General features: G+C 40.7%; 13 protein-coding genes. 11 read left to right on the forward strand and 2 right to left on the reverse strand.

Features of this window, described 5'->3' with window-relative positions; genetic code table 11:
* Positions 1-2: 2 nt before the first annotated feature.
* Complete coding sequence (gene rlmD / locus F959_RS15115) at positions 3-1412, forward strand: 23S rRNA (uracil(1939)-C(5))-methyltransferase RlmD (RefSeq protein ID WP_004881756.1); 1410 nt, start codon at positions 3-5, stop codon at positions 1410-1412.
* Between the two features lie 31 nt (positions 1413-1443).
* Positions 1444-3750 carry a RelA/SpoT family protein gene (locus tag F959_RS15120; protein ID WP_004881758.1) on the forward strand — a complete coding sequence of 769 codons (2307 nt, stop codon included), beginning with the start codon at positions 1444-1446 and terminating at the stop codon, positions 3748-3750.
* 34 nt (positions 3751-3784) lie between these two features.
* Here F959_RS15120 and F959_RS15125 read toward each other — a convergent pair whose 3' ends face one another.
* Positions 3785-4561: an SDR family oxidoreductase gene (locus F959_RS15125; protein WP_004881760.1), complete on the reverse strand. Its 777-nt coding sequence runs from the start codon at positions 4559-4561 to the stop codon at positions 3785-3787.
* A gap of 97 nt (positions 4562-4658) precedes the next feature.
* Between F959_RS15125 and mazG the strand changes: the two genes are divergently transcribed.
* The 9 genes from mazG to yjgA all read left to right on the forward strand — a co-directional run bounded on the left by mazG (position 4659) and on the right by yjgA (position 11317).
* Complete coding sequence (mazG, locus tag F959_RS15130; protein ID WP_004881762.1) at positions 4659-5465, forward strand: nucleoside triphosphate pyrophosphohydrolase; 807 nt, start codon at positions 4659-4661, stop codon at positions 5463-5465.
* Positions 5434-5862, forward strand: coding sequence for a ComEA family DNA-binding protein (locus F959_RS15135; protein WP_004881764.1), 429 nt, complete (start codon positions 5434-5436; stop codon positions 5860-5862). The genes mazG and F959_RS15135 overlap by 32 nt, the downstream gene beginning before the upstream one ends.
* 139 nt (positions 5863-6001) lie before the next feature.
* A complete protein-coding gene (pcnB, locus tag F959_RS15140; protein WP_004881765.1) occupies positions 6002-7456 on the forward strand; it encodes a polynucleotide adenylyltransferase PcnB in 1455 nt (484 codons plus the stop codon).
* Positions 7453-7941, forward strand: coding sequence for a 2-amino-4-hydroxy-6-hydroxymethyldihydropteridine diphosphokinase (gene folK / locus F959_RS15145; protein ID WP_004881768.1), 489 nt, complete (start codon positions 7453-7455; stop codon positions 7939-7941). Before pcnB ends, folK begins: the two co-directional genes overlap by 4 nt.
* Before the next feature lie 39 nt (positions 7942-7980).
* A complete protein-coding gene (panB, locus tag F959_RS15150) occupies positions 7981-8790 on the forward strand; it encodes a 3-methyl-2-oxobutanoate hydroxymethyltransferase (RefSeq protein WP_004881770.1) in 810 nt (269 codons plus the stop codon).
* 3 nt (positions 8791-8793) lie between these two features.
* Entirely contained in the window at positions 8794-9639 is an 846-nt protein-coding gene (gene panC / locus F959_RS15155; protein ID WP_004881771.1) for a pantoate--beta-alanine ligase, read from the forward strand.
* 20 nt (positions 9640-9659) lie between these two features.
* Positions 9660-10511 (forward strand): RNase adapter RapZ, encoded by an 852-nt coding sequence (gene rapZ / locus F959_RS15160; protein ID WP_004881775.1) that lies wholly within the window; start codon positions 9660-9662, stop codon positions 10509-10511.
* A complete protein-coding gene (locus F959_RS15165) occupies positions 10508-10777 on the forward strand; it encodes an HPr family phosphocarrier protein (RefSeq protein WP_004881777.1) in 270 nt (89 codons plus the stop codon). The genes rapZ and F959_RS15165 overlap by 4 nt, the downstream gene beginning before the upstream one ends.
* A 3-nt stretch (positions 10778-10780) precedes the next feature.
* The gene (yjgA, locus tag F959_RS15170) at positions 10781-11317 is read left to right on the forward strand and encodes a ribosome biogenesis factor YjgA (protein ID WP_004881780.1); all 537 of its coding nucleotides are present in this window, start codon (positions 10781-10783) and stop codon (positions 11315-11317) included.
* 39 nt (positions 11318-11356) lie between these two features.
* Here yjgA and F959_RS15175 read toward each other — a convergent pair whose 3' ends face one another.
* Positions 11357-13000 (reverse strand): acyl-CoA synthetase, encoded by a 1644-nt coding sequence (locus F959_RS15175; protein WP_004881782.1) that lies wholly within the window; start codon positions 12998-13000, stop codon positions 11357-11359.
* Between the last annotated feature and the right edge of the window lie 222 nt (positions 13001-13222).

Genomic DNA, 13222 nt, shown 5'->3' on the forward strand with positions numbered 1-13222 from the left:
TTTTGAAACATAAAGCGAAACATCGACCAGTCCAAAATCCTATTTATACCTTTCAGATTGAAGCCTTTTCGCATGAGGGGCGAGGGATTGCGCATTATGGTACGCATCCTGATCATCCTAAAGAAAAGCATGGTAAGAAAGTTTTCATTCGCTATGCTTTAGTCGGTGAGACGGTTCAGGCGAAAGTAACACATCAGACCAGTCGACTTGAAGAAGCTGAGATGGTGAAATTAGAAAGTGAACCAGCTGTCTCACGGATTGACCCAATTTGTCAGCATTTTGGGACTTGTGGTGGTTGTAGTTTGCAACATATAGATCCAACTGAGCAGATTCGTTTAAAGCAAAATGTTTTGCAGTCGCATTTGCAGCATTTTGCAGGTTTGCAACCTGAACACTGGTTAGAGCCTATTCGCGCAACTAAAACAGACTATCGTCGTCGTGCAAGAATTGGTGTTCGTTATATCGCGAAACAGAATCGATTGGTGATGGGTTTTCGTGAACATCACAGTAATCATTTAACTGCAATTCAACAGTGTAAAGTACTTGATCAAACTTTGTCTGATGCGTTGCCAGAGTTGCGAAAATTACTCGAAAGTCTAACAGGCAAAGCGCATATTGGTCATATAGAATTAGCCATGGGCGATCATGAGGTTGCGTTATTAATTCGTCACTTAGATGAATTAAATGTGTCGGATGTCAACCAATTGCGTCAATTTTCGTTACTCAGAGGGTGGCAGTTATACTTTCAACCGAAAGGTATAGAGAGTTTACATCGCGTTGATGATTCTCAGGCTGAGATGCGTTTGCACTACAGTTTGGACGATTTTGCAGTCAAATTTGCGTTCTCTCCACTCGATTTTACTCAGGTAAATAGTGAAGTAAATGCAAGAATGGTTCATTTGGCATGTGAATTGCTTAATTTACAAGAAGGTGAAAGGGTTCTTGATCTATTTTGTGGATTAGGTAATTTTTCTTTACCTTTAGCACGTTGTGTTGGTGAGACTGGTCAAGTCGTTGGTGTTGAGGCGAGTGATGAGATGGTACATAGAGCAACTGAGAATGCGAAAGCAAACCAGTACACTCAAGCCGTGTTCTTTTCACAAGATTTAACAAAAGACTTTTCGCATCATTCTTGGGCGAAGCAAGGATTTGATGCATTATTAATTGATCCTCCACGATCAGGTGCTTTTGAGGTTATGCAATATGTACCGAATTTTGGAGCGAAAAGAATCGTTTATGTTTCATGTAACCCATCTACACTGGCAAGGGATGCAGGTGTACTGGCACAATATGGCTATCAGCTCAAAAAAGCCGCAGTGATGGACATGTTTACGCATACTGAACATGTTGAATCAATTGCCTTATTTGAAAAAAATGAGCAGCTTGAAAAGATCGAAGAGATAAACGATTAGAAAATGAGTTACATATCCAGAGGAGAATGGTATGGTCACAGTACGTGAGCAGTTACCTGGACCGCTCCATGAGTTGTCCGAGGAAACGACTGTAGAACATGCCGCTGAAGCGCAAAGTGGTCTAGTGTCTTGGCTAGATCGAGTGCGTGATATCTTGGAAGGGGCAGAGCTAAAACAGCTTGAAAAAGTTGCACAGCTCACCTTGGAAAGAGAGTTGGAGTCCACGGTTAATCATCGTACCAATACCTTTAGTACAGGGATTGGTATGGCAGATATTTTGGCGCATTTACACGTCGATGAAGACACATTGTCAGCGGCAGTGTTATATCGTAGTGTGCGTGAAGGGTTCATTACTTTAGAGGATATTCAAGCGCATTTTGGCGAGCAAGTTTTAAGCCTTGTAAAAGGTACGCTTGCGATGGGTAAACTGTCTGAGTTAATTGAAAAGAACAAACGATTAGAAGATCATTTCAATAATAATCAACGAGAGCATTTAAGCGGCATTTATAAAATGCTGATTTCGGTCACAGAAGATGTACGCGTTGTTTTAATCAAATTGGCAGAACGAACCTATGCACTGCGTGAACTTGCAACAGCAAGTAAAGAACGTCAAGAGCGTGTTGCGCGTGAAATTCTGACCATCTACTCGCCACTGGCGCATCGATTAGGCATTGCACAACTTAAGTGGGAGCTTGAAGATCTTGCATTCCGCTATTTAGCGCCTGAACGTTATAAAGAAATTGCATCATTACTTAATGAAAAGCGTTTAGAGCGTGAGCAATATATCCAGTTTGTGATTGATAAGCTTAAAAATGAATTAAGTGAAAATGACATCCAATCTGAAATAACAGGACGAGTGAAGCACATTTATTCGATTTATCGAAAAATGAAAAGCAAGAATCTGAGCTTTGATCAGCTCTATGATATTCGTGCGGTTCGCGTGCTCGTAAAAAACGTACCTGATTGTTATCATGCTTTGGGCATCGTGCACCAAATCTGGCGTCATATTCCGAACCAGTTTGATGATTATGTCACCAATCCAAAAGCCAATGGCTATCGTTCATTGCATACGGCTGTAATTGCTGAAAATAAATCTTTGGAAGTACAAATCCGTACTTTTGAGATGCACGATGAGGCTGAGCTTGGCGTTTGCTCTCACTTTAATTATAAAGAAGGTGAGAAAAATACAGACCATTCATTTAACCATCGTTTGCATTCTTTACGTGCAGTTCTTGAACATTATCAAGAACGCACAGAGACGACGCCACATGCTGAAGATGAAGAGTCAAATGGTATAGATCAGATTCAAGATTTTGAAAATTTTGAAAAGATTTATGTGTTCAGCCGTGATGGTGACATCAAAGAATTACCACGCGGTTCGACAGTTCTTGATTTTGCCTATCATGTGCATACAGAAGTGGGTAATAAGTGTTACGCTGCGCGTGTCAACCAACGTTATGTACCATTAACCTATACGCTTAAAACAGGTGAGCAGGTTGAGATTTTAACCAAGAAAGATCGCGAGCCAAATCGTGATTGGTTGGTAAATTCTTTAGGTTATATTAAAACAGCCCGTGCACGTGACAAGCTACGTCATTGGTTCAGACAACAAGATCGCAGTAAGAATATAGAAGTTGGGCGTGAGCTGTTAAACAAAGAACTTGCTCGTTTAGCGATTCACCCAAAAAGTATTGATCTAAAAGATTATTGCTCACATTTTAATTTTAAATCTGGCGATGATATTTTAGTTGCGTTGGTCAGTGGTGATATCAGTCTGCATGCGTTGATTAATCAAGTTAATCGTCAGATGCATTTGGATCAAGATGAGCCAGAACTTGTTTTAAAACCTGCGTTAAATCCTCGTGCTAGTCATACGTTATCTGCGCATGGCATCTTAATTGATGGTTTGGATAACGTTGAACTGCATATTGCTCAGTGTTGTCAGCCAGTACATGGTGAGTCGATTGGTGGTTATATTACGTTGAATCGTGGTGTAAGCATTCATAAAGTTGCTTGTCCTGATTATATTCGTATGACGACACAAGAACCTGAGCGAGCTGTTGAAGCGGATTGGGAAATGCAGCCAACGCGTGGTCAGAGTGTACAAATCGTGGTTGAAGCATATGATCGTCGCGGCTTACTCAAAGACTTAACGCAAGTGATCTTCTCCGATCAAATTAATATCCGTCAGGTCAATACCATTTCTGAAGCAGATGGGATTGCCAATATGAAATTGTTGATCGAAGTGAAAGGCTTGGCTCAATTATCTCGCTTGCTTGCTCGTTTAGAACAGCAACCCGGAATTATTAGCGCAAGACGCTTGGTTCAGGGAAGTTAACAAAAAAGCTGCATGTAAATGCAGCTTTTTTTTATTAAGAACGTTTCGATAAGAAAATATTGGTGAGTCGATTTAAGAACTGTGGACTAATACTCGACAATTGATACATCAGCTTAGTTTTGATACCTACAGGGGTATGTGTAGGAATCAGGGCATGATCTTTTTGTTGTGCCAAATGCAGCACCTGCTTCGCCACATCGGCAGGGGTTAAATCCACACCAATATTTTGAATGCTCCCTGCATCCATATTTTTCACCATATTGGTTTGCACAAATAAAGGCATAACATCGAGTACACGAATATGATGTTTTTGCCATTCCACATCAAGGGCTTCGGTTAAACCACGCACTGCAAACTTGCTTGCGGAATAAGAAGCCAAATCTGCTTGGCCATAAATAGCAGAAGCTGAGGAGAGGTTGATTACTCGTGCAAAACTAGCTTCTTTCAGATGAGCTAAAGCTGTATGACAACCATTTAAAACACCTTTGATATTAATATCTACTGTGCGGTGATGAGATTGGATCGTCGTATTTTCAAATGGCCCTGAATATAAAATTCCTGCATTATTCACTAAAATATTGAGTTCACCAGCCCAGTTTTTAAACTCCTGAAGTGCAATCTGCCACTGGCGATAATTACTGACATCAAGATAACCTGCCTTTGCATCTGTACCGAGTTCTGCTGCTAAGGCTTGGGCTTGTTCCTCATTAATGTCATAGATTCCTACTTTATAGCCATTTTTGTGAAATAAACGCGCGATTTCAGCACCAATTCCTTGTGCAGCCCCACTAATAAAAACACTATGTTGCATTACTTTCCCTTACTTTATATTGATACTTCTTGAGTACGTGTATATTACGCATATGCGGCTTTAAGCTGCAACAATTTGCTTTAGTTTGGAGTCGATCATGGAAAAATTGTTAAATATCATGCAAGAGTTAAGACAGAAATGTCCATGGGATCAACAACAAACACCAAGTAGTTTGACGCGTTATGCGATAGAGGAAGCTTATGAGGTAGAGGCTGCGATTCGAGTCGGTGATCTCGATGAAATCCGTAATGAATTGGGCGATTTACTTTTACAGGTTGTATTCCAATCTCAGATGTATAGTGAGCAGGGCGCTTTTAATTTTCAAGATGTCGTTGAGGCGATTAGTGAAAAGTTGATTCGCCGCCATCCTCACGTTTTCCAAGCAGAACAATATCAAAATTTAAATCCCGAACAAGTCAGTGAATTATGGAAGCAAATCAAGCAACAAGAAAAACAAGGTAAAGCACAATCTCGATTAGATGAAGTCAAACATGCGCCAGCCTTAGTACAAGCTCAGGAAATACAAAAGAAAGCTGCGCAACTGGGTTTTGATTTTGAAACAGTAGAAGATGCTTATGGAAAGTTAGATGAAGAGTTGGGTGAGTTGCAGCACGCGATAAAAACACAAAAAGCCGATGAAATCGAAGAAGAATTTGGTGATTGCCTATTTTCTTTGATTAATGTTGGACGTAAACTTGGCCTGTCGAGTGAGACCGCATTGTTAGCAACGATTCATAAATTTAGAAGCCGTTTCGCTTTTATAGAACAACAAGCACAACGACAACATAAAGACTTGCAAGAAATGAGTTTGGCAGAGATGGATGAACTTTGGGAGCAAGCAAAAGTACAATTAAAACATCAGGGGACATCGAATGAATTTGCCGCAGCTACGCAGCAAACCTAATTTTTTATTTATCATTGTTTTATGGTTGGGATGTTTTTCTCAAGTGTATGCACAACAGTTTGATCAATCCTATGAAAAGTGGAAAGCACAGCAGCAAGCACGAGATCAGCAATTGGCAAAACAACCCAACAATAATTATTATTTATCTAGACCAAGCCAACAGCAAACAAATAAACAACTTTCATCTTCTGTAAATATTTCAGGCGATAAAATTAGTTTAAATCAAGCGAACTTAGCACAATTGCAAAGTCTAAGTGGGGTTGGGGCAAAAAAGGCACAAGCCATTATGGAATATCGCCAAAAGAATGGTGGTTTTAAAACGATTGATGAGCTGGTAAATGTCAAAGGAATTGGGCCGAAATTGCTTGAAAAGAATAAAGCTCGACTCATTTTATAAGAGAAAAAATGAAATGCCGTTGCTAATCATCGCTGCTGATCTGTTGAAACTTCAACAGAATAAATTGCCCTTTGTGAGCGTTAGAGCTATGATTAGCGACAAATTGTTATTTACGTCCTGACGTAGGAGACAGTGTCTTTTGCAAACTTTGCGCGCGTCAAAATGTGGTTTGTCCACAACTCAACTTCCATCCTCTATTCTAGATGTAATTGATAGCCTGACTAAAGCCGGCTATGAGGCATATATTGTGGGCGGTGGTGTTCGCGATATGATGTTAGGTTTAAATCCTAAGGACTTTGATGCTGTAACTAATGCAACTCCAGCTCAAGTCAAAGAGGTTTTTGGTCGACGTTGCCGTATCATCGGACGACGTTTCGAGTTAGCCCATGTTTACTCTGGTCGAGAGTTAATTGAAGTTGCAACTTTCCGTGCTCCCCCTAAAAAAGCAGTCACTAGCGCATCTGGTATGATTCTGCGTGATAATAACTGGGGAACGATAGAGCAGGATTTTGCTCGTCGAGATTTTTCAATCAATACTTTGTATTACCAACCTCGTAAAGGTGTGGTGCTTGATTTCTGTCATGCGGTTGATGATATTAAAACACGCACATTACGTTTTCTAGGTGAGCCAGCACAGCGTTTTGAAGAAGATCCTGTGCGAATGTTACGTGCTTTACGTTTTGCTGCGAAACTCAACTTCGATATTGATCCATCTATTCTCGATGTTTTTGATATTGAAATGACGCAGTTATTGCGTGATGTCTCTCCTCATCGTTTATATGATGAATCTCAAAAGCTATTCACGATGGGGCATCTCAGTCGTGTGCTACCAATGTTGATTGAGTTTGGTGTTTGGAAGCAATTATTTGCAGAAATTCGTCCTGAGATCACAGCATTTATCGATCGAGCTGCAAGAAATACAGATCAACGTATTCAAGTCGGTAAAACCATTAACCCTGCATTCTTTTATGCAGTGTTATTGTGGAAGCCTTTCTTAGAGCGTTGTGATTTTTATCTCAACAAAGGTGTTGTGCCCGCTGAAGCGCGTGCGCAAGCTGGACTGGATGTATTAAAGCGTCAAGCAACGCGGACCATCATTCCACGGTTCGCTGAAACTTTTATTCGTGAAGTTTGGGAAATGCAAACTCGCTTACTCAATCCAAAACCTCAGCAAATTGAAGCACTCGCTGGGCATGCACGTTTCCGTGCAGGATTTGACTTTCTGCTATTGCGTGAGAAATCTGGCGATAATAGCACTGACGGAATGGGCATTTGGTGGGAAAACTACCAAGAAATGACCATGGATCAAAAAGAAGCTGCAATTCGTCAATATAATCGTCAGCGTAGTAAGAGTCGTCGCAAAGCTGTCGAAGCTGATGAACCCAAAACGACTGAAATCGAACCTTTGGTCAATGTACCAGAGCCAAGAAGTCGTCGCGCGAAAAAAGAACGTGTGCGTGTAGATGAATCAGCAAACCGTTTTATTGAAAAAGCAACAGCAGATTCAGGGCAAATAAATGCTGATCATCCAATATTGAAGCGTAAACGTGTACAACGTGATTTAAGCCAAGTTATTTTTGGGCCAACACAATGACGGTTCGTAGTTATATCGGTCTTGGTAGTAACTTGGGTTATTCTGAGCAAATTCTCCGAGAAGCAGTTGAGAAATTGGCAACATTGGGTTCTGTTCAGGTGTCTAGACTGTATCAAAGCCCTCCTATGGGGCCACAAGATCAACCACATTACTTAAATGCAGTTGTGCGATTAGATACGATGCTTGAGCCTTTAGCATTGTTAGATCAGTTACAGCAGTTTGAGCAAGACGCTGGACGTGTTCGTTTACGACGTTGGGGCGAAAGAACCTTAGATCTTGATTTATTGATCTATGGTCAAGAGCAGATCCAAAATGAACGTCTTACCGTGCCGCATATTGGTATTTTAGATCGTGACTTTGTCATTATTCCCTTATTAGATTTAGATGCTCATTTACAGTTAAATGGTCATTCTTTAAAAGATTTAGAACTGGTACAGCAAGCAAACTTGACTGTAATAGCAGACCAGTCTTGGGCAACCGCTTAAGACTGTTTCGTTCTGGAAACGCCTGTAGAGGACATCATCATGATTAGTCTAAGTGACTTAAGAAAGTTTAAAGCCGAAGGACGCAAGTTCTCATGCCTCACTTGTTACGATGCAAGTATGGCTAAAGCTATGGAATTGGCTGAAATTGATACGATTTTAATCGGTGACTCTCTAGGAATGGCGATCCAAGGAAGAGATTCGACGCTTCCTGTAACGGTAGAAGATATGGCTTACCATACTGCGGCGGTTCGCCGTGGTAATGCACATGCATTAATCATGACCGATTTACCTTTCATGAGTTATGCAACTGTTGAAGATGGCTTAAAAAGTGCTAAAGCCGTCATGCAAGTCGGCGCACAAATGGTAAAAATTGAAGGTGGTGCTTGGTTAAGTGATCTTATTCAAGTCCTTACTCGCAATGGTATTCCTGTATGTGTGCATTTAGGTTTAACACCACAATCTGTACATGTTTTTGGCGGTTATAAACTTCAAGCGAGAACTCGCGAAGCAGCAAATCAATTGATTGCTGATTGCCAAGCGGTTGTCGATGCGGGTGCAGCAGTACTTTTGCTTGAATGTGTTCCAGCACAATTAGGTAAAGAAATTGCAGAGTTATTCCCGAATACACCTGTGATTGGAATTGGTGCGGGTCATGAAACAGATGGCCAAGTTCTCGTTGTCCAAGACATGTTAGGTCTTACCTTTGGTAAAGTTGCACGTTTTGTTCGTAATTTCATGAAAGAGCAAGCGGGTGAAACGGCAATTGTAGATGCAATTAAAGCGTATCATGCTGCGGTGCAAGATCAGTCTTTTCCAGCAAAAGAACATACTTTCCAAGTTGAGCTTTAATTCATGAAAACAGAAACAACGATACAAGGCTTAACTGCTTCGCTTGCACCTGCACGTAATACCAAAAAAATGATCGGTTTTGTACCGACAATGGGTAACTTGCATGAAGGTCATTTAACCTTAGTGCGTGCAGCGAAAAAGATCTGCGACATCGTCGTGGTGAGTATTTTTGTGAATCCAATTCAGTTTGGTGCTGGTGAAGACTTTGATAGCTATCCACGAACGTTAGAGCAAGATAGCCGTTTATTGGCTGATGTAGGTTGCGATATTATCTTTGCACCTTCAGTTGAGCAAATGTACGGTTCACAGCCACGTTTGACCAATATCAGTGTGGGTCAAATCACTGATGATTTATGCGGTAAGTCTCGTCCAGGGCATTTTGATGGTGTTGCTGTGGTGGTGACGAAATTATTTAATATTGTACAGCCTGACTATGCCTTCTTTGGACAGAAAGATTATCAGCAACTTGCTGTTATTCGTCAGTTCGTACAAGATTTAAATATTCCGCTTGAAGTCATTGGTGTCCCAATTGTACGCGCTGAAGATGGTTTAGCACTTAGTTCACGCAATGGATATTTGTCTGCTGAACAACGAGAGATTGCACCAACGATTTACCGTTTGTTAAAGCAAGCAGAGCAATCATTGCAAGAGGGGAAAGCCCTTTCTGAAGTGTTAGCAAATATCTCTGCTCAATTGACACAAGCTGGTTTTGTTGTGGATTATGTGGAGGCGCGTCAGCCTAACTTGCAGTCTGTAGAACAATTTGATCGAAATTTGGTTTTATTTGTTGCAGCAAAATTAGGTTCAACGCGTTTAATTGATAATTTAGAAGTTGACTTTAAAACATAAAAAACAAAGGGCAAAACGCCATGAAGCGTATTCTTATCGTGACAGGACAATCTGGCTCTGGTAAATCCTCTGCGTTACAAGTGCTTGAAGATTTGGGCTATTATTGTATAGATAACTTACCTTTGGCGTTGCTGCCTGAAATTGTGGCAAAGCTGGATCATGAAAATAATCTTGAGCAACTTGCACTTGGGGTCGATATTCGAAGTACCCGTGCAGATATGCAAGAGTTTGATCTAGTTTTTGAGCAATTAAAAAAACATGGTTCAGTCGATATTATCTATTTGACTACTCAGGATCAGGATTTGATTGCACGTTTTAGTGCATCACGAAGACCTCATCCATTAGCAAGTCGTTTCAATAGCTTGTTGCAATGTATACAGGAAGAAAAACAGCTTTTAATTCCGATACAATTTCGCTCCACAGTGCATATTGATACAACAGATAAAAGTGTCCATGATTTAAAACATATCTTGCTGTCTAAACTTGGGCAGTCTGATAATTTGATTGTCATTTTACAATCATTCGGCTATAAGCATGGCATTCCGTTAGATGCGGACTATGTTTTTGATGTACGCCATTTACCAAATCCACATTGGGATTTAGAATTACGCCGCTTTTCGGGTTTAGATGAGCCTGTACGCCAGTTTTTAGAAAGCAGTCAACAAACCAATGAGATGTTTGAGGATATTTATGTTTTCTTGGAAAAATGGTTACCTGCTTTTGCAGAAGGGCATCGGCATTACATGACTATTTCTGTCGGTTGCACAGGTGGTCAGCATCGTTCGGTTTATATTGTGGATAGACTCAAACAGGCCCTTGAGGCAAAATGGTCTGTCCAAATCTTACATAGAGAAATGAAGCACTGGTCATGATAGACACAACAATTGATGTAATTAACAAACTCGGCTTACATGCTCGTGCGTCTGGTAAACTCATCGAGGTGACAAGCAAATTTCGTTCTTCTATTCAAATTGGTAAGGGCGATAAATTAGTTGATGCAAAAAATATTATGTCTTTGTTGATGTTAGGTGCTGGTAAGGGCACAACGCTTCGTTTAGTCATTGACGGTGCAGATGAAGATAAAGCATTGGAAGAAATTCAAACGCTGTTCGCAGCAAAATTTTATGAGGCAGAGTAAATAGTGGCACGTGGCACACAACGTTATACCGATGAAGATTTTGAATCGTTAGAAGGACGTGCGAGCAGAACTGAGCAAAAAAAAGCAGTACAGCGCATGGCAGCTTTGGGTGAGCAATTGGCTCAACTTAATCCAAAGCAAATTCAAAAGCTTCCTGTCGATGAGCGTTTAATTGATGCACTATTAGAAGTGCAGAGAATCAGTTCATTTGAAGCACGTCGTCGTCAGTTTCAACGTGTTGGCAAGCTATTGCGTAATGAAGATGAAAGCACGATTTTATCTTATCTAACGCCGCAACAAGGCGCAAAAAAGCAAATGCAATTGATGCGTTGGGTTGATCGCATGATCGAACAAGGCGATCCTGTAATTAATGAGTTTAGTAAAGTATTTAATGCTTCTGAACGCCATACTTTACGCCAGCATGTATTGCGTATTCATCGAGATATGAAAAAAGAAGTGAGTGAGGAAGAACTTGCAGCTTCGAAGCTCAAATTTGTGAACTATGTACAGCAAGTGGCATTACTTTCTGATCAAGGTTAAATAAAAAGAAGTTTCCGAGGAAACTTCTTTTTTTGTCTATCAATGACCAAACTCGCCTGTCGCTCTTTGTTTTGCCCATTCTCTTAAAATAAATTTTTGCAATTTTCCTGTCGATGTTTTTGGAATCTCTGTAATCACAACATCTTTTGGGACTTTAAATCGTGCAAGCTCTTTTTGGCAGTGTGCAATAATTTCCTCAGATGATGCAGAAGCACCTTGTTTTAACTCAATAAATGCACATGGCACTTCTTGCCAGCGTTCATCAGGTTTTGCAACAACCGCTGCTGTAAGAACTGCTGGATGGCGATACAGTACATCTTCAACTTCTAATGATGAAATGTTTTCGCCACCTGAGATAATAATATCTTTAGAGCGATCTGTGATTTTGGCATAACCATCAGGGTGGCAAACGGCTAAATCACCTGTGTGGAACCAACCACCTTTAAAAGCATCTTCTGTTGCTTGAGGGTTTTTTAAATAACCTTTCATCACGATATTGCCGCGGAACATAATTTCACCCATGGTTTCACCATCATTTGGAACTGGCTGCATAGTCTCTGGATCAAGAACGCGCATACTGTCTTGTAATGGATAAGGGACACCTTGACGAGAATGCAGTTGCGCTTGTTCTTGAATAGATAAATCACTCCATCCAGCTTGTGATGCGCAAAGTGCAGAAGGGCCATAGGTTTCAGTTAACCCATAAACATGGTTGACGTTAATACCAATATTTCGCATACCTTCAATGATTGCTACGGGTGGGGCAGCTCCAGCGACCATGACTTCAACATGATGTTCAAAAGCAATTTTTTGTTCTTGCGGAGCATTGATTAGCATGGATAACACAATCGGTGCACCACAGAAATAATCGACTTTATGTTCAGCGATATATTTGAAAATGAGTGCTGGATCTACACGGCGCAAACAAATGTTGGTTCCACCACTGGCTGCAATTGACCATGCAAAGCACCAACCATTGCAATGAAATAATGGTAATGTCCAAAGGTAAACTGCACGAGGTTTCATGCCACAGGCCAAGATATTACTTGCTGCATTTAGATAAGCGCCACGATGATGATAAACCACGCCTTTAGGGTTGCCCGTAGTACCTGAGGTATAGTTGAGACTAATCGCATCCCATTCATCTTGAGGTAATAACCAATCAAACTCTGGATTGCCTTCTGCTAACCATGATTCATACTCATATTGTCCAAGTGCAATCTGTTCGCCTTCATACTCTTGATCAAATACATCAATCACAATAATTTGTCGCGTGACAAGTGTCAGTGCTTCTTCTGCGATTGCTCTGAACTCAGGGTCGACTAGCAGGACTTTGGTTTCTGCATGTTGCAGCATGAAGGCAATCGTTTTCGCTTCTAGGCGAGTATTGAGTGTATTTAAAACAGCACCACTCATCGGCACAGCAAAGTGTGCTTCAATCATTGCAGGCACATTTGGAAGTAATACGGAAACCGTATCGTTCTTTTTTATGCCAAGATTAGAGAGTTGATGTGCAAATTGACGGCAGCGCTGATAGGTTTGTTGCCATGTAAGATGTCGTTGACCATGAATGATCGCTGCTTGATTAGGGTAAATATAAGCAGCACGTTCTAAATAACGTAATGGGGATAAGGCAACAAAATTCGCGGGTGTCCGCGGTAACTCATCATATGCACTAACCATGTGTTAACTCCATTTGTGTTCTTGTCTTTTATATCTATATAAACATAGTGTGTCGTTTAGTCTAAATCATTTAGGCTTTAGTCTTGTATATGGGTTTTTCTGATTCAGAGGTTTCATCCTCAGCTAAACCTGTGTAAAATCTTGGATACTTTTTTATCCGCCGTTTTTTATCTTTTGAGGTTCTCCTCAATACATAATCTCGCGGTGATATGCTCCATTGTG

Source organism: Acinetobacter venetianus RAG-1 = CIP 110063 (assembly GCF_000368585.1).
Classification (GTDB): domain Bacteria; phylum Pseudomonadota; class Gammaproteobacteria; order Pseudomonadales; family Moraxellaceae; genus Acinetobacter; species Acinetobacter venetianus.